The organism is Haloarchaeobius sp. HME9146 (assembly GCF_025399835.1).
Taxonomy (GTDB): domain Archaea; phylum Halobacteriota; class Halobacteria; order Halobacteriales; family Natrialbaceae; genus Haloarchaeobius.
The window spans coordinates 2,170,581-2,187,083 of sequence record NZ_JAODVR010000001.1; the positions used below are offsets into that span (position 1 = coordinate 2,170,581).

The 16,503-nt window shown below is 64.5% G+C and carries 15 protein-coding genes; 7 read left to right on the top strand and 8 right to left on the bottom strand.

Features of this window, described 5'->3' with window-relative positions:
• Nucleotide 1: 1 nt before the first annotated feature.
• The 6 genes from N6C22_RS11210 to N6C22_RS11235 form a co-directional block, all read right to left on the bottom strand.
• Nucleotides 2-1,162, bottom strand: coding sequence for an ABC transporter ATP-binding protein (locus tag N6C22_RS11210; protein ID WP_261651196.1), 1,161 nt, complete (start codon nt 1,160-1,162; stop codon nt 2-4).
• Nucleotides 1,152-2,762, bottom strand: a complete 1,611-nt coding sequence (locus tag N6C22_RS11215) for an iron ABC transporter permease (RefSeq protein ID WP_261651197.1) — start codon at nt 2,760-2,762, stop codon at nt 1,152-1,154. Before N6C22_RS11215 ends, N6C22_RS11210 begins: the two co-directional genes overlap by 11 nt.
• Before the next feature lie 15 nt (nt 2,763-2,777).
• Nucleotides 2,778-3,965 carry an extracellular solute-binding protein gene (locus N6C22_RS11220; RefSeq protein ID WP_261651198.1) on the bottom strand — a complete coding sequence of 396 codons (1,188 nt, stop codon included), beginning with the start codon at nt 3,963-3,965 and terminating at the stop codon, nt 2,778-2,780.
• A gap of 69 nt (nt 3,966-4,034) precedes the next feature.
• Nucleotides 4,035-5,195: an alpha-1 4-glucan-protein synthase gene (locus tag N6C22_RS11225; protein ID WP_261651199.1), complete on the bottom strand. Its 1,161-nt coding sequence runs from the start codon at nt 5,193-5,195 to the stop codon at nt 4,035-4,037.
• Nucleotides 5,196-5,336: 141 nt separating this feature from the next.
• Complete coding sequence (locus N6C22_RS11230) at nt 5,337-6,224, bottom strand: DUF726 domain-containing protein (RefSeq protein WP_261651200.1); 888 nt, start codon at nt 6,222-6,224, stop codon at nt 5,337-5,339.
• A gap of 144 nt (nt 6,225-6,368) precedes the next feature.
• On the bottom strand, nt 6,369-7,019 hold the full coding sequence (locus tag N6C22_RS11235) for a MaoC family dehydratase (RefSeq protein WP_261651201.1): 651 nt from the start codon (nt 7,017-7,019) through the stop codon (nt 6,369-6,371).
• 191 nt (nt 7,020-7,210) lie between these two features.
• Between N6C22_RS11235 and N6C22_RS11240 the strand changes: the two genes are divergently transcribed.
• From N6C22_RS11240 to fabG, 5 genes are all read left to right on the top strand, one after another.
• Nucleotides 7,211-7,537, top strand: a complete 327-nt coding sequence (locus N6C22_RS11240; protein ID WP_261651202.1) for an AbrB/MazE/SpoVT family DNA-binding domain-containing protein — start codon at nt 7,211-7,213, stop codon at nt 7,535-7,537.
• Nucleotides 7,530-8,000, top strand: coding sequence for a hypothetical protein (locus N6C22_RS11245; protein ID WP_261651203.1), 471 nt, complete (start codon nt 7,530-7,532; stop codon nt 7,998-8,000). Before N6C22_RS11240 ends, N6C22_RS11245 begins: the two co-directional genes overlap by 8 nt.
• 44 nt (nt 8,001-8,044) lie before the next feature.
• A complete protein-coding gene (locus N6C22_RS11250) occupies nt 8,045-8,599 on the top strand; it encodes a poly(R)-hydroxyalkanoic acid synthase subunit (RefSeq protein WP_261651204.1) in 555 nt (184 codons plus the stop codon).
• Between the two features lies 1 nt (nt 8,600).
• Nucleotides 8,601-9,968: a class III poly(R)-hydroxyalkanoic acid synthase subunit PhaC gene (phaC, locus tag N6C22_RS11255; RefSeq protein ID WP_261651205.1), complete on the top strand. Its 1,368-nt coding sequence runs from the start codon at nt 8,601-8,603 to the stop codon at nt 9,966-9,968.
• 227 nt (nt 9,969-10,195) lie between these two features.
• Entirely contained in the window at nt 10,196-10,939 is a 744-nt protein-coding gene (fabG, locus tag N6C22_RS11260) for a 3-oxoacyl-ACP reductase FabG (RefSeq protein WP_261651206.1), read from the top strand.
• 66 nt (nt 10,940-11,005) lie between these two features.
• Here the strand turns inward: fabG and N6C22_RS11265 are convergent, their stop codons facing one another.
• Together N6C22_RS11265 and N6C22_RS11270 are read right to left on the bottom strand one after the other, a co-directional pair.
• Entirely contained in the window at nt 11,006-12,181 is a 1,176-nt protein-coding gene (locus N6C22_RS11265) for a hypothetical protein (RefSeq protein WP_261651207.1), read from the bottom strand.
• A 127-nt stretch (nt 12,182-12,308) separates the two neighbouring features.
• Nucleotides 12,309-13,535, bottom strand: a complete 1,227-nt coding sequence (locus N6C22_RS11270; protein WP_261651208.1) for an orc1/cdc6 family replication initiation protein — start codon at nt 13,533-13,535, stop codon at nt 12,309-12,311.
• A 1,370-nt stretch (nt 13,536-14,905) separates the two neighbouring features.
• Between N6C22_RS11270 and N6C22_RS11275 the strand changes: the two genes are divergently transcribed.
• Together N6C22_RS11275 and N6C22_RS11280 are read left to right on the top strand one after the other, a co-directional pair.
• Nucleotides 14,906-16,063, top strand: coding sequence for a thiolase family protein (locus N6C22_RS11275; protein ID WP_261651209.1), 1,158 nt, complete (start codon nt 14,906-14,908; stop codon nt 16,061-16,063).
• The gene (locus N6C22_RS11280; RefSeq protein WP_261651210.1) at nt 16,060-16,419 is read left to right on the top strand and encodes an OB-fold domain-containing protein; all 360 of its coding nucleotides are present in this window, start codon (nt 16,060-16,062) and stop codon (nt 16,417-16,419) included. The genes N6C22_RS11275 and N6C22_RS11280 overlap by 4 nt, the downstream gene beginning before the upstream one ends.
• Nucleotides 16,420-16,503 lie beyond the last annotated feature (84 nt).

Here is a 16,503-nt window from a genome sequence, read left to right on the forward strand (position 1 = left end):
TTCAGTCGTCCGCTTCGGCGTAGTTCCCGGACTCGTCCACCTTCGGGAACCACGCGAGTTCGTGGTCGGCGGTCAGGTCGACCCGGACCCGCTGGTCGAGGTCGACCTGGTCGGTGTGATTGTGCATGCACTCGAGCACGTCGCCATTGTCGAGTTCGACCCGGTAGAGGATGGTCGGGCCGAGGTAGCGCCGGTAGATGACGCGCCCGTTCGATTCGGCCCCGTCACAGGGGGCCGCACTGATGTCGTCCGGCCGGACGAGCACGTCGAGCGTCGTCCCATCGTACTCCTGGGCGAGACCGTGCATGATCTCGCGGTCGACGGTGCCGATGCCGGTCTCGACGGCCTCGCCGCGGAGGAAGCCCGAGAGGAAGGAGGCGTGACCCAGGAAGCCCGCGACGAAGCGGGACTCGGGGTGCTGGAACACCTGTTCGGGGCGACCGACCTGTTCGAGGTCGCCGTCGTTCATCACGGCCACGCGGTCGGAGATGCTCATCGCCTCCTCCTGGTCGTGGGTGACCGAGATGGCGGTGACGCCGGCCTCCTTGAGGATGCGGCGCACCTCCTCGCGCATCTCGACGCGGAGGTCCACGTCGAGGTTCGAGAACGGTTCGTCGAGCAGCAGGATGCGCGGTTCCGGGGCGAGCGAGCGCGCCAGCGCGATGCGCTGTTGCTGGCCGCCCGAGAGCTCGTCGGGGTAGGCGTCGGCATGGGAGTGCAGGCCGACGAGGTCGAGCATCTCGTCGACCCGTTCCTGCTTCTGTGCCTCGTCCATGTCCTTCAGCCCGAAGCCGACGTTCTCACGAGCGGTCATGTGCGGGAACAGCGCGAACTCCTGGAAGACGACGCCGACGCCGCGCTTCTCGGGACTGACGAACGAGCCGTTGCCCGAGACGGCCGACCCGTTCAGGTTCACGGTGCCGCCGTCGGGGCGTTCGAGGCCCGCGACGAGCCGGAGCGTCGTGGTCTTGCCACAGCCCGACGGCCCGAGCATGGTGAGAATCTCGCCCTCGCGGACCGACAGCGAGAGGTCGGTGATGACGTCCTCGGAGCCGTAGGATTTGGAGACGCCGTCCAGTTCCAGGACGGTCTCCGAATCCTCTACCGAGGGGCGGTCGTACACGGTCTCGACGTCTGCAGTGATGGTCGCGTTACTTGACATCGTATCCCTCCTGGGAGAGTATCACGAAGATGGAGACGGCGGACACGCCGAGCAGGATGAGCGCGGGCACCGCGGCGTCGTAGAACGCCTGGTTGCGGTGGGCCTGCCAGATGTGCGTGACCACGGTCTCGTAGCCGGTCGGCCGGAGCATCAGCGTCGCAGGGAGTTCCTTCATCGTCGTCAGGAACACCAGCGCCGCGCCCCCGAGCAGCCCCGGGGCCGCGAGCGGGAGCGTGATGGACCGGAACGCGCCGACCGAGGACCGACCCAGCGTGCGGGCGGCCTCGGGCAGCGACGGGTTGACCTGCAGGAACGACGCCCGGGTCGACCCCACCGACTGGGGCAGGAACCGGACGACGTAGGCGAACACGAGGATGGGGAGCGTGTGGTACAGGTCGGTGAACGAGCGGGTGGTGATGAACACGAGCGCGAAGCCGATGACCACGCCGGGTGCCGCGTAGCCGACGTAGCTCAGGCGCTCCATTATCGCGCCCGCTCTGGTGTCGTGGCGCGCCGAGAGGTAGGCGATGGGTAGCCCGGCGAGCGTCGCCACGAGCGCCGCGCCGATGGAGAGCGAGATGGAGTTCGTCAGGTACGAGAACTCGAACGGGAGCCGCCAGTTCGAGGTCGGCCCGCGGAGCAGCCACCCGACGAGGATGACGACCGGGACCACGAGCGCGACCGTGACGATGGACCCACAGAAGCCGAGCGCAGGCCACTTCCAGCGGCCGAGACGTGCCTTCGAGGCCCGCCCGCCCTGGCGGCCACTCGTGAACTTCTCGTTGCTGCGCAGTCGGCTCTCGACGCCGAGGATGAACACGGTGACGACGAGCAACTGGATGGAGAGCAACGCGGCAAGTCCCATGCTCCCGGTGTCGGTCTCGGACTTGATGACGGTCGTGAACACGGGGTAGCGCATGATGGCCGGGGTCCCGAAGTCCGACAGGGCGTACAGGGCGGTCAGCAAGGACCCGGCCGCGATGGCTGGCCTGAGCTGCGGGAGGACGACCCGGCGGACCGCCTCCAGTCGCGTGTGCTGGAGGGTGCGGGCCGCGTCGACCAGCGAGGTGTCGACCGTCTTCAGGCTGGCGCGGGTGGTGATGTAGACGTACGGGTACGTGTAGAGCGTCAGCACCAGCACCGCTCCTTCGAGGCCCTTGATGGCCGGAAGTGACTCGACGCCGAGCGGGGCGAGGATGCCCTGAAGTTCGCCGTGGCTGCCGAACGCCGCAGTGAACACGAACGCGCCGATGTAGCTCGGGATGACGAGCGGCAGGGTCACGAGGATGGTCCAGAGCCGTCGTCCGGGCAGGTTCGTCCGGACGGTGAGGTACGCGAGGGGGACGCCGATGACCACGGAGAAACCGGTCACACCGGTGATCATCACGGCGGAGTTGACGAACACCGAGACGGTGGTGTCGGCGAGCAAGAGGTCGAGTGCGGTGCCCGAAGAGACCTCGCCGACCGCGACGAACAGCCAGAGCAGGGGGGCGACGACGGCCGCGGCGACCGCCGCGCTCGCCAACGTCAGCCCGAATGGGTACGAACCGCTCTGTGCGCCGTCGTTCGTCGCGGTCGCGTCGGTCTCTTCGACTGTCATAGTGGGGGGAAGCCCCTACACCTGGATACCGACCTCACGCATGAGGTCGATGGTGGGCCCGATGTCCGAGAGCTTCGCGAGGTCGAAGTCGGGCGTGTTGAGTTCGTCGACGGGGGGCAGGTCGCCGACGGGGTTCACTTCGGGGATGACGGGGTACTCGAATGTACGAGTTGCGAAATACTCCTGTGCCTCGGCGGAGAGCAGGTGGCGGACGAAGTTGACCGCAGTCTGCCGGTTTTCGGCCGTCTGGTCGCCGTTCTCCGAAGTGTCGACGACGGCCGCACCGGCCACGTTGAAAATCGCCCCTGCGTCGTTGTTCGTGAACGCAGTCGCGATGGGCGCGTCCTCGTTACCGTCGAGGACACGCTGGATGTAGTAGTGGTTCGCGAACCCGGCGTCGAGGTCGCCGTTCGCGACCGCGCGGGAGACGATGAACTCGTCGGGGTAGCGCTCGACACCCGCATCGAGCATGCCCTGGAGCCACTGTTTGGTCTCCTCGCGGCCGTTCATCACACGCATCGCGGTGACGAACGCCTGGAAGGAACCGTAGCCCGGGGCCCAGCCCATCGACCCATCGAAGTCGGGGAACGCGAAGATGTCGTCCGGAATCTCGGACTCCGAGTACGCGTTCGTGTTGTACGGGATGGTGCGGGCGCGGCCGGAGGTGCCGGTCCACTCGCCGTCGTTGTTGCGGTACTGCGTCGGGACCATCTCCTGGACGTCCTGCGGGAGCGCGACGGTCCGGTTCTCGTTCGCGAGCAGGCCGAGGGCCCCCGCGTTGACCGAGAACAGCACGTCTGCTTCGGTCGCCGCGCCGGCCGTCGTGATCTTGTTCGCCAGCGCGTTGGAGGAGTCGTAGCGGGTGTTGATGGTGAAGCCGTCGTACAGGCCCTCGATGTACTCGATGAGGGTGTTGACGAGGGGCTTGCCCCGGCCGGAGTAGAGCGTGAGGGTGCCCGAGAGGTCGGGCATCTCCGACATCGGCGTCCCGCCCGGCGCGGGACGTCCTTCCATACCGGAACCGACGGAGCCGAGCTCACCGCCGCCGGTCTCGCTGTCGGTCGGTTCGGTCGTGTCGGTCGAGTCGCTTCCCGAATTGAGACACCCCGCGACTGTCGTGACGCCGGTCGCCGCCGCGGCTGCGAGGAACCGCCGACGGTTCACGCTGGAGCCGGACGAGTCGCTATCGTCGAAATCTCTCATACTTAGGTTTAGGCCGCCCTAAATCATTTATAGCTGCCGATTCGGTGTCGTGTTTTCGTGCCATGAGTATCAGTCGTCTGCAGGGACCGCGGCAGGTTCGTGGCCCGGAACCGCGGACAGTTCGTCGAGGCAGTCCAGCCAGTCCAGACAGTACTCGCCGACGTGGTTGAGGAAGTCGCCGTTCTGGTACGCGTCGAAGTCACCCTCCGCGAGGGCGTCGGCCATCGCGGCCATGACCTCGGCGTAGGTGTCGGCGTCGTCGCCGACCGGGTCGACGACCTCCCAGAAGTGCTCGTTCAGTTCGAGCCCTGCGACCTCGTTGTGCAGGTCGTCGAACGTCGAGCGCGGGGCCTTGTTGTGCTCACACAGCGGGAACCCGTTGAGGATGCGGCCGCCGAGCACGTCGCAGGCGCGCTTGAGGAAGACGCCCGACCAGATGTCGTCGAAGCGGCCGACCTCCCACGGGTTGTCGTCCATCGGCGTCTGGTAGAACGCGGGGACGACCTCGCGGCGGAACGCGAGGTTCATCGAGCAGACCGTGAGGTAGTTCCGGCGGGCCGCGACGAAGTTACGGTCGAAATCCTCGTTCCCGGTCCGGGTCTGGGCCTGCCCCTGCAGGTCGCCGTCCATCAGGATGCGGACGGCGTCGAGGTCGGGGACGTTCGTCCAGAGACCCTGGGAGGCGACGACGTTCGAGACCTCCTCGGTCCCGGTCTCGATGTCCTCGTGCATCGCCGCGTAGGGGTACCCGCGCGGGTAGAGGTCGTGGTCGCTCTGGTAGAGGACGTTGACCCACTGCTCGTCGGAGCTGACGGACTCGACCTCGCCCTCGTACTGGAGGTTCGCGAGGTGCTGTCCGAAGAAGTCCTGGTCGTCGTGGGGGAGCGTGTCGTCGTCGATGAAGACGCCGAACTCGAAGTCGTTCGCCCACAGGTAGAGCAGCCCGAACGAGGTCTGGGCGTGACTCGCCGCGGGGACGAGGTGACTGTACTCGGAGATGCCCTGTTCGGCGTACCACTCCTCGCGGTCGGACTCGTCGAAGACGCGGCCCGAGACGTCGAGGTCGTCAAGCATCGCCTGCATCTCGTCGGTGTCACAGAAGTCCTCGGTCACGAGGACGACGTGGAGTCGGTCGGTGTCGAAGCCGTGGTCGCGGGCGTTCTCGATGTACGCACGCATGCACTCGTACTCCCTGATGGTGGGGACGATGACGCAACAATCCTCAGTCATTCGTTGTTAGTGGCTGTGTTTAGGGCGGCCTAAAAGCTTGTCTATCCCGGTCGATAGCGGGTGTGCGGTCGCTCGACGGGTGGTTGCTCGTGCGACCCAATCGCCAGCAGGAAGGGGAATCCGCGGGGGTTCAGACCGACCTCACCACTGCGCGACCACGTCCGGGATACAGCCGACGTCCGGCTTGTAGTAGTCGAAGTGGCTGGGGACGTAGTCCACGTTGTGGTCGTCGTAGTTGCCCGGTTCGGTGCCCTCACAGCCCTCCTCGCCGACTGCGGAGTCCCATTCCGCGGAGGTGTACGCCCAGTTGAGCACGTCGTCCTCGTCCTTCCAGAAGTTGTCCACCTGCCCGACCGCGCTCGCGATGTCCGGCCCGTAGCGTCCGCCGGTCGAGACCGCGTCGTTGTCGGCGGCACCGCCGAGCAGTGAGAGCGAGTCGATGTAGTCCGTGACGCCGGAGGCATTCAGCACCTCGATACAGCGCAGGGCGACCCGCGCTCCCAGCGAGTGCGCGATGAGCCGGATACGCGTGTCCGGGTTGCGGTTCCGGTACTGGTAGATGAAGTTGGCGAGCTTCTTCCCGTTCTCCTCGGCGATCTCCGTCGAATCCCACCAGCCGAACACGCTGGAGTCGGAGTCCCACGAGAACCCGATGACCGGGTGCGGGTACCCGTTGTTCCGGAGCGATGTCTTCGACTCGCGGAACCCCTGGACGGCGCTGTCGGAGTCGTTCCGCCATCCGTGGACGTGGACGAGCAGTTCCTCGGGCGCGGCCGTGTCCCAGCCGGGAATCGAGCCGCGGATGTCGTAGTCCCACTCGGTGTGCCCGTCGGTGAGGTAGACCGAGCCGTACCAGGTGATGTCGTAATGCCCGCGCGTGGAGACGTGCGGGAACGTGGCCGCGGCCGCGGTGCCCGATGCGGCCGTCGTGAGCCCGGCACCGAGCGCTGTGGCCCCGGCGGCGCGCAGGAATCGCCGTCTGGTCGAACACTGTGCGTCATGCCCTCGTTTGCCATGCCCGTGTGACATTACCATCCATTGCACAGAGAATAATTTTAAATCTACCGGCAGTGCTATTTTATAAAATTTAACGACGTTGTGAGTAAATGTTTCACTGACAGTATCCGAGGGGAGTACGGCTCAGGGAGGACTACGAAAGGTCGAGAGCGGCCGTCACTCGGACGGCATCTCGTCGATGAGGACGACCGCTTCCCCATCGATGATGATCGTGTCCGCGCTCACGTCCTCGACGATGGTCGAGAGCCGGTACTGGCCGTTACCCAGCACTTCGAGCACCTCGACGGTCGCGGTGAGGCGGTCACCGATGCGGACCGGTGCCTGGAACTCCACGTCCTGGGACAGGTAGATGGTCATGCCCGGCAGGCGCGCGAGGGCCGCGCTGATGAGCCCGGCCGCGAGCGTGCCGTGGACGATCCGTCCCTTGAAGCGGCTTCCCTTGGCGAACTCCTCGTCGAGGTGGAGTCGGTTCGTGTCGCCACTCGCGTTGGCGAACTCCCGGACGTCGTCCTCGTCGATGACCTTCGAGAACTGCACGTGGTCGCCGACGGTCAGGTCAGCCGGGTTGTCGACGGTGCGCTCGAACGTCCAGCCGGCCTCCTCGTAACCGAGGGAGGGGATGGTGCTCTCGAGTATCTCCGTGTCGTCTTTTCTGTCCCGCATCCGCGCGGCGGTTGCGGGGTTGAACGCCGCGAACGCAGCTCGATTGGCTGCGGTGGCACCCATGAACGCGCTTTCCGCGAATTGTGTCCACGCGCTCGCCATCGCAGTGAGGGGGGATGTGGCGTCGCTAGTTCGTTCGCTCATTCTAGCCTCCGTAGGACGCAGGTAATTATGACTCCTTTGCCTCTCTGGTCGCTGAGCCGTCCATTTTCGGTCATTTTGTTGTATAGCCCCGTTGGGGAATACGCTGTCATCTCTACCATAGATTGGTTCTCGTTGGTATTGAATGGTTCTCAGCGGAAACCTTAAGTTCTCCGCCGTAATATGTTCTGTTGATGACGGACGAATCGCCGAAGATGCCCTGGTCGCCCTTCTTCATGCAGCAGATGCAAGAGCAGATGCAGGAGGCAGGAGAGCAGATGATGGGCTCGCCGCAGGAGCTGTGGAAGCAGTTCTTCACGGCGGACGCTGGCGCGTCGGACACGATGTCCGACCTGACGGCGATGAGCCGCGGTACCGCGATGTTCAAAACGCGGGTCCAGAGCGGTGGGCGCATCAGCATCCCCGACGCAGAGCGTGAAGCGCTCGACATCGGGGAAGGCGATATCGTCCAGACAATCGTCATCCCGGTCAAACGCCAAGAACGTGATTCCAATGAGTGAAACCCAATTCCAGAACCCGATGAAGCCCGTCTTCCAGATGCAGCGCGCCATGCTCGAGCAGAGCCAGAAAGCAACACACGACGTCATCGAGGCCCAGAAAGAGGCCGTCCACCAGATGACCGACTCGATGGAGAACTTCCAGAAGCTCTCCGAGCAGAACACCGACCTCTCGAAGAAGGCCGTCCACGCCTACTTCGACGCCGTCGAGTCGATGATGCCGGAAGGCAGCGTCGACTTCGAGGAGTTCGAGGCCGCCCTCGACGACCAGTACGACGCGCTCTCCGAGAGCCAGGTCCAGATGATGGACGCCGCCCTCGACGCGATGAAGGAAGGAACCAAGGCGTTCGACGACTACGCTGACAGCTACGCCGACGCCGTCGACACCTCGTTCGACAACTTCCTCGACGCCCACGAGCGCATGGAGGGCAACCTCGAGGACGTCACCGAGGACGTCGCTGCCTGAATCGACGGTTCCTTTTATAACCAACCAACCCAATCTTTCCGACAATGACAGATTCATACCCCGAAGCCGCGGTACCGACAGACTGGAACGACTTCGTCGCGCGAATGAACGAACAGTTCTTCGATGCGATGGAGAAGAACATGGAAGCCCAGGCCGAGTTCGTCGAGCAGTGGTCACAGACTGTCGACGGCGAGGGGATGGGTGAGATGAACTTCGGCGACGGCGTCGAGGGCTACAAGCGCGCCTACGAGGCGTGGATGGAAGCCGCCGACCAGATGGTCGAGCGCGCGAGCGACTCCATGGAGGGCGAGGACGTCGAGTTCGAGGAGTTCCGTGACATCTGGCTCAACACCGCCAACAAGGCGTTCAAGGAGGTCATGGACACGACCGCCTTCGCCGCCTGGACCGGTTCCTCGGTCGGCCAGATGCTCGAGATGCAACAGCAGGCCGACGAGGCTGCCGAAGACACCCTCCACACGCTCGGCTTCGCGACCGAAGGCGACGTCGAGGAGATCGGCGACCGCCTCGTCGAGCTCGAACGCCGCCAGCACGCCGTCGAACAGAAGCTCGACCGCGTCCTGGAGCACCTGGAGGAGTAAGATGCAGAACCCGTTCGCAGCGACACTCGATATCCAGCGGAAGGCGTGGGAGAACGCCGCCGAACTCGCCGACAAGGCCAAGAACGCCCCCGATAGCGCCGAGACCTTCCAGGAGGTCGAGGTTGGCCAGACGCCCAGCGAGGTCGTCTACGAGGAGAACAAGCTGAAGCTGCTCCACTACGAGTCCCGCACCGAGGAACAGCACGACGTGCCCATCCTCATCGTGTACGCGCTCATCAACCGGCCGTACATCCTGGACCTCCAGCCCGACCGCTCGGTCATCCGGACCCTCCTCGACAACGGCTTCGACGTGTACATGATCGACTGGGGCGAGCCGTCGAACCTCGACCGCTCGCTCACCCTCGACGACTACGTCAACCGCTACATCGACAACTGCGTCGACGAGGTCCGCGAGCGCTCCGGCCAGGATTCGATCAACATCCTCGGCTACTGCATGGGCGGCACGATGTCGACCATGTACTCCGCGCTCCACCCCGAGAAGGTCCACACGCTCGCGCTCATGGCCGCGGGGCTGTGCTTCGCCGGCGACGCCGGCGTGCTCGAGCTGTGGGGTGGCGAGGACTACTACGACCCGGAGAAGGTCACGGACACCTTCGGCAACGTGCCCGCGGAGTTCCTCGACATCGGGTTCGCGCTGATGGACCCCGTCCAGAACTACGTGACCAAGTACGTCCGCCTCTACGAGAACGTCGAGGACCAGGACTTCATCGAGAACTTCGCCCGTATGGAGGAGTGGCTCGGTGACGGTATCGACGTGGCCGGCGAGACGTACAACCAGTTCATCAGCGACGTCTACCAGGACAACAAGCTCTACGAGAACGAGCTCTACCTCGGTGGCGAGCACGTCGACATCGACAACATCACGATGCCCGTGCTCCAGATCGTCGCGGAGTACGACCACCTCATCCCGCCGACAGCGTCCAAGCCGTTCAACGAGGCGGTACCGAGCGACGACAAGACCATCCTCGAGTTCCCGACCGGGCACATCGGTATGTCCGTCTCCTCGCGGAGCCACGCCGAACTGTGGCCGGACGTCTGCGAGTGGTTCGAGGACCGCATGGTCGAGGACACCGGCGAGGCCGACGCGGAAGCCATTGCCGACGAACTGGCAGAGGAGGAGGCCACCGAGGACGAGTCCGTCGAAATCGAGGTCGAGGGGACCGACGAACCTGACCTCGAGGTCATCGACGGTATCGGCCCGTCGTACGCCGAGCGCCTCCGCAAGGCAGGTATCGAGTCCATCGCCGCGCTCGCGGCCGCCGACGCCGACGAGCTCGCGGCCGAGACCGACGTCAACCCGCAGCGCGTCCAGGACTGGATCGCCCAGGCGACGGACCTCGCCGAGTGATACAGCGGGTCGACCGGGATACCGGAACTCCCTGACCGGGGCCACTCCGGGTGGCGATCTGACCCACCACGGACCGCCGCCGGGGTGACGGTTGCTATCATTAATTCCTGAGGAATACTTAAGGTGCTTTTCTACGACAGTTCCCCTACGGACGGACGGCTCAGGTCTCGAGCTTGCATACACAAGCCCGGACGTCACCTGTCGCCGTCTCCGCGAGGTACTCATATATGTCAATGGACGGACGCACGTGCGTCGTAACAGGCGCAGGACGTGGTATTGGAGCAGGAATCGCAGAGCATCTCGGGAGCCAGGGTGCGAACGTCGTCGTGAACTATCGCTCGTCGGGTGGCGGCGCGGACGAGGTCGTCGACCACATCGAAACCCTCGGTGGCCAGGCCATCACGTCGCAGGCCGACGTGACCAGTCTCGACGAGGTCGAGGCCATGCGCGAACAGGCACACGAGGCCTTCGGGCCCATCGACGTGCTCATCAACAACGCCGGCATCACGAAGGACACCCGCTTCGTGAACATGTCCCGCGAGGAGTGGGACCAGGTTATGGACGTCAATCTCGGTGGGATGTTCAACTGCACGAAGACCTTCTACGACGACATCTGGGAGGCTTCCGAAGGACGTCTCATCAACATCTCTTCCATCGTGGGAAAGCAGGGGAACTTCGGGCAGGCGAACTACGCCGCCGCCAAGGCGGGCATGTTCGGGTTCACCCGGACCATCGCCATCGAGCTCGCCTCCGGCGGGTCGACCGCGAACTGCGTCGCGCCCGGGTTCACCCGGACGGATATGCTCGAAGAGGTCCCGGACAACGTCAAAGACCGAATCGTCTCCCAGATTCCGCTGGGTCGGTTCGCGGAGATCGAGGACATCGCCCATCTCGTGGGCTACATCGCCAGTGAGAACTCGTCGTACATCACGGGTGAGGTCATCGACGTGAACGGTGGGATGGACCTCTAGACCACACAGGAACGTACCACTCGTCCGGTCGCTGCCGTCATCCGACGGCGAACGTCGCACGTCTTTTCAGTCATGTCTCGTCGAGGAGCCGGTCCCTTCGAGAGTGCCAACTCGGTTCCCGGCCGACGCGACACCGTCGACCCAGGCGTCCCACGCCGGCCGAGGGGAGCCGTCCGCCCGCCGAAGGCTCATCGTCTCGAACGCCGTCGGGGTGCCGGGCTGGTCGTACACGAACGACCAGATGGCGAGCGCGAGATCCACGTCGGCCGTCAACTCGAACAGTCGCTCGACGTACCTGGCCTGTTTCGCCTCCGAACTCTCCCAGCCCTGGACGACGGTCTCGGCCGTCCACCCCGTCTCGGTGATGCCGACCGGCCGGTCGACTCGGTCGAAGACGCTCGTGTAGTAGTCGTCCGGGATGTCGGCGGGGTCCGTGTAGATCATTCCGGGGAACGTCGTGAACGTGAACACGTCCACGCTGGGGAAGACGTCGAGGAGTTCCCAGTTCGCGTCGTCCGGGTCGTTCTCCCCGCCGAAGATGCCACCACGGAGCCCCCGAAGGCGTTCCAGTTGGAACCCGACCCCGACCGTGGTCTCCGGGACGGCGTCCTTCACCGCTTGCGCGGCGACCTTGACCAGCGTCACGTAGCGTTGGAAGGCGTCGGGATTCTCTCGGTAGAAGGTATCCACCTCGACGCCGAGGCCGAGGAAGGCAGGGCGGTGCTCGATGGCGAAGGCGCGGGCGAGTTCGACGTTCTCCTCGATGGTCTCCTCGGTCAATGGCCGGTTGAGTTCACCGGAGGAACCGGCGAAGACGTTCACCTCGACGACAGGGGTGTAGTCGAACTCTCCGGCGAGTCGTGCGACCGCGGTCCCACCACTCTCGGGGTTGCCGAGTTCTGCCCACGGCCCGCCCGAGCGAACCAGGGTCCCGGTCTCGCTCGCCCTGTCGAAGAACTCGGTGAAGTCGTCGCCCGAGTAGCTCCGGGGGGAGAGGGCGACGCCGTAGTTCGTCCGGTCCAGCCGGAGGGGCCGCGAGACCGGTTCGTCCCCGGTCGTCGTCTCCTCGGGGGTATCGTCCGCGGGCGCATCGGTAGTCCCTGGTGTGGCCGTCTGCGCCGCCGTCCCGGTGCCGGTGGACGTCGGTGTGTCGGTCGGCTGTCCCTCGGTGCTGGGCCCGCCCTGGTTGCACCCCGCGACGCTCGTCGCGGCTGCCAGCGCGAGGAACCGGCGTCGATTCATGCCTCACTCACGGGTAGCGAGAGCATAGCTTCGACGGGGTATGGTGTGGGGGGCGACTACCTGACGGGCTGCAGGACGGTCATGGCGGGCTGTTTGACGGTCACCGACCTGGTGGGCTGCTTGACGGTCACCGGATACCGTTCAGGTTCGCGACCGTCCGGAGGTCCGAGAACCGCTCTTGCATGTCGAGTTCGTCCTCCAGTGCCGTGAGCGCGGACTCCAGGGGGACGTCGAGTTCGTACGAGTAGAAGTTCCCGCGCGACCCGGAGCGGTTCTCGCGCGCGGTGAGGATGCCGAGCATCCGGAGGTCGGAGAGGTGGTTGTGGACCGACCGCTGGGCGAGGCTGTCGACGCCGTAGCCGTCGCAGATGTCGAGGTACCGGTTGTAGATGGCCCGGGACCGCTCGGGGGTGTCGCCCTCGGCAGCGATGGAGACGACCGCGAGCAGGGTGAGATGCCCGTGCTGGGTGAGCTGGCGGATTCCCTCCTCGACGCGCTCGCGTTCAAGGACGTGGCGGGCCTCCTCGACGTGGGTCTCGGTGACCGTGTCGTCGTCCGCGTTCTCGGCCTGCTCTGCGGCGAGCAGCAGCAGGTCGAGCGCCTGTCGGGCGGAGCCGCGGTCCTTCGCGGCGAGCGCGGCACACAGTCGGATAACCGCATCGTCGTAGGTCCCGTCACGCAACGCGATGTCCGCGCGCGAGGAGAGGATGTTGTTCAGCTCCTGGGCGTTGTACGGCGGGAACTGCAGTTCGCGTTCACAGAGCGTGTCCTGCACGCGAGGGTCGAGCTGGTCGCGGAACTTGAAGTCGTTCGAGATGCCGATGATGCCGACCTTCGCCTCGGTGAGGTCGCCCTTCGAGCGGGCTCGGGGGAGCTCGTAGAGGAGTTCGTCGCGCTCGCCGATGGAGTCTATCTCGTCGAAGATGAGGAGGATGGTCCCGCCAAGCTCGTCGAGTTCGTCGTAAAGCTTGTTGAACACGGTCTGCTGGGGGTAGCCCGTCGTGGATATCTCCGCCCCGTCTGGGCGGAGTTCGTTGACGAGTTCGACCGCGACCTGGTAGGAGGAGGAGAGGGGTTTGCAGTTGAGGTTGATGACCGAGAGGTCGATGTCCTCGTAGTCGTCCGCGTCCTCCTGCAGCAGGTTCATCAGGTACTCGGTGACCGCGGTCTTGCCGACCCCGGTGTTCCCGTAGAGGAAGATGTTGTTCGGTTCCCATCCGTCGATAACCGGTTGGAGCGCGTCCATGTAGGCCTCGATCTCTTCGTCACGCTCCTCGATGCGGTCGGGCTGGTAGCTCTCCCGCAGGGCGTCCTTGTTCGCGAAGATGGCGCGCTTGCGCTCGAACCGGCGCATACCAACCGGGTGTCACTCCGGGTATAAAAGAACCTCCATTGCAAGTGATTCAAGTGTTTCATGTGAATTTACACGGTCGTCACTGAGCAGCGTGCTAGCACAAAACACAGACACACAGACACCACTTTTTCATGTGAAGCTAGAGTGAGAGAGTCTAGTAGTAGAACAACACACCACCGTTTCTCGTGAAGCGACGACATGTGCAGGTGAGGGTACGGGTGGAGACCGGTTGTAGTACAGGGACTGGTGGGGTCGACTGGTGGTACATGCGAGAACAGCTGATGAGTGTCATAGTCGTACGAGTCCTGACCTGTCTGGCCCGCTGAATCAGTACTCTCACGCTCTCCCGGTCTGAACACACACCACCATTACAAGTGAAGATAGTAACGTGAGCGCTTCTGAAGGCTTCTATTCCTCGCCCAGTCTCTCGAAGCAAGGAAGAGTCTGTGCGCACGTATGGTACCAACCCACACCCACACACCTCAGTACCCCTCCCCACCCCCTCTCGTTCACCGCTTCACTTGCAACAGTGGTGTCTGTGTGTCGCTCACCACTCGAACCGTGTCGGGAATGGTTCACTTGCAAAGATGGTGTCTCCCTCCCGGCACCCCCCTCTCACACCCCGCCATTCACTTGCAACAGTGGTGTCTCTCTCCCCCACCGACCGAACCTCTCGTGCCGGCACAGTCACTTGCAACGGTGGTGGGGGGACCCCTGGATCGATGGACCGGTTCACTTGCAATAGTGGTGTGTGTGGCTGGTAGGAGGTGTGTGTCGCGGTCCTGGGTTCCACTGGTTCACGTGCATCGGTGGTGGGGGTCCGGCGAGCCGATGGTGGCGAGACAGATGGATAATCGATAGTGAGCCACGTGGTCGAACCCAGCGGGCCACCCGGTCGAACCCAGTTTCTCAACGTGGTCAAACACAGTATGTCAGCGTGGGTGATTCGAGTGAGTTGACCGCTCCTCTTCACAGAGTCCTCGGTCGGAGCCGACGCGGTCGGACCCGACGTTCGGAGCGTGCAGACGTTGGTGAGGAAAGCTGTTCTGTCGGTAGCACCATCCCACCCGAATTCGTCCACACGATCGCGTCTTCCGCGCCGACGAAGATTCGACCATTGCACCCTGCCCGCCGGGTGAACGAACTGCAAACAGCGCACTGGCCGTTCACTTGCAATAGTGGTGTGTGGGTGTCGGTGAACCTCGTTCCGTGCCGCCCAATCGCGACCGTCCATTCAGCGAATCGTGGCGAAGTCTGCCCCGACCACCATTATCACTCAAGCGCCTGTTTCGGTGAGAAAGCCATCGCCGACACGGGCGAATATCCCGAGGTGGCAAAGCACTAAATCGTTGCCCTGAGACACGACGAGTATGGAACGCGTAGCAGTCATCGGCGCGTCGATGACCCAGTTCGGGAAGCGTGACGCGTGGATACAGGAGTTGCTCGCGCAGGCGGGCGAGGAGTGTCTCGACGACGCGGGGGTCGACCCCAACGACGTCGACCACCTCCTCGTCTCGAACATGGCCAGCGGGGAGTTCGAGGGTGCGACAGGCATCATGAACGCGCTCGCGCAGGACCTCGACCTGCTCCCGGCGTACACCCAGCGCGTCGACCAGACCTCGTCGTCTGGCGGTGCCGGCATGTACGCCGCGTGGCAGTCGGTCGCCTCGGGGGCGTCGGACATGACGCTGCTCGTCGGCGGGGAGAAGATGACACACAAGACGACCGAGGAAGCGACGGACGTCATCGCCTCCATCACCCACCCGACCGAGTACAAACACGGTCTCACGCTGCCGAGCTTCGCCGGGTTGACCGCGCGACACTACCTGGAGAAGTTCGACGCACCCCGCGAGTCGCTCGCGAAGGTCGCCGTGAAGAACCACAAGAACGGACTGGCCAACCCACACGCCCAGTTCCGCAAGGAGGTCGACGTCGAGACGGTCATGGAATCGCCAATCGTCGCCGACCCGCTCCGACTCTACGACTTCTGTCCCATCACGGACGGGAGCGCGGCCCTGATGTTCTGTCCGGAGTCGGTCGCCCGCGAGTACACCGACGACTACGCCATCGTCTCGGGCGTCGCAGGCGCGACGGACACCCACGTGGTCCACCAGCGCGAGGACCCGACGGTCATGGGCGGCGTCGTCGAGAGCGGGAAGCAGGCCTTCAAGATGGCCGGGCTCACCCCCGACGACGTCGACGTGGCCGAACTCCACGACATGTTCACCATCCTCGAGTTCCTCCAGATGGAAGGCCTCGGCTTCGCCGGACAGGGTGAGGCGTGGGAACTCGTCGAGGAGGGCTACACCGAGATGGACGGCGAACTACCCATCAACACCTCGGGCGGTCTCAAGTCGAAGGGACACCCACTCGGTGCCAGCGGTGTCGCACAGGGCTACGAGATATACAAACAGGTCGTCGGCGACGCCGGCGAGCGACAGATCGACGACGCCGAGGTCGCGCTGGCGTGTAACGTCGGCGGCTTCGGGAACTGTGTCATCACCACCATCATGGAGGCAGCACAATGACGATGGACGCCTACCAGTACGAGGACGGAACGATTCAGTACCCCGGCCACCCCATCGGCCCGGGTGGACAGGAACCGGTCGGCACGGTCGACCTGAGCGAGTACACCGCGGAGATAATCACGTGGACGGTCAGCGCGGCCACGCCGCCGGGCGTCCGCGCCCCGAACCCGCTCGCCATCGTCGAGTTCGACGTCGACGGCCAGTCGGTCCGCGCCATCGGCCAGCTCACGACGGACGAGGTCGAGACCGGCGACAAGGTCGAGCCGGTGTACGTCGAGGAACTCCGCGACCCGGACGCGGGCATCCGCGAGCCCGCGAGCCAGGACTGGGACGGCTACCGGTTCGAACCGGTCTGATCGGTCGAGTCCGACCGGTCAACCCAGGGTAATCGAGTTCGGGCGGTCAACCCTGCGTAATCGAGAACGGAAAATCGAGTCTGC

Coding starts and splice junctions, on each gene's coding strand:
- N6C22_RS11245 (WP_261651203.1), top strand. CDS start 7,530: ATGAGTGAAACCCAATTCCAGAACCCGATGAAGCCCGTCTTCCAGATG.
- N6C22_RS11210 (WP_261651196.1), bottom strand. CDS start 1,162: ATGTCAAGTAACGCGACCATCACTGCAGACGTCGAGACCGTGTACGAC.
- N6C22_RS11220 (WP_261651198.1), bottom strand. CDS start 3,965: ATGAGAGATTTCGACGATAGCGACTCGTCCGGCTCCAGCGTGAACCGT.
- fabG (WP_261651206.1), top strand. CDS start 10,196: ATGTCAATGGACGGACGCACGTGCGTCGTAACAGGCGCAGGACGTGGT.
- N6C22_RS11275 (WP_261651209.1), top strand. CDS start 14,906: ATGGAACGCGTAGCAGTCATCGGCGCGTCGATGACCCAGTTCGGGAAG.
- N6C22_RS11250 (WP_261651204.1), top strand. CDS start 8,045: ATGACAGATTCATACCCCGAAGCCGCGGTACCGACAGACTGGAACGAC.
- N6C22_RS11225 (WP_261651199.1), bottom strand. CDS start 5,195: ATGACTGAGGATTGTTGCGTCATCGTCCCCACCATCAGGGAGTACGAG.
- N6C22_RS11265 (WP_261651207.1), bottom strand. CDS start 12,181: ATGAATCGACGCCGGTTCCTCGCGCTGGCAGCCGCGACGAGCGTCGCG.
- N6C22_RS11215 (WP_261651197.1), bottom strand. CDS start 2,762: ATGACAGTCGAAGAGACCGACGCGACCGCGACGAACGACGGCGCACAG.
- N6C22_RS11270 (WP_261651208.1), bottom strand. CDS start 13,535: ATGCGCCGGTTCGAGCGCAAGCGCGCCATCTTCGCGAACAAGGACGCC.
- N6C22_RS11280 (WP_261651210.1), top strand. CDS start 16,060: ATGACGATGGACGCCTACCAGTACGAGGACGGAACGATTCAGTACCCC.
- N6C22_RS11235 (WP_261651201.1), bottom strand. CDS start 7,019: ATGAGCGAACGAACTAGCGACGCCACATCCCCCCTCACTGCGATGGCG.
- phaC (WP_261651205.1), top strand. CDS start 8,601: ATGCAGAACCCGTTCGCAGCGACACTCGATATCCAGCGGAAGGCGTGG.
- N6C22_RS11230 (WP_261651200.1), bottom strand. CDS start 6,224: ATGTCACACGGGCATGGCAAACGAGGGCATGACGCACAGTGTTCGACC.
- N6C22_RS11240 (WP_261651202.1), top strand. CDS start 7,211: ATGACGGACGAATCGCCGAAGATGCCCTGGTCGCCCTTCTTCATGCAG.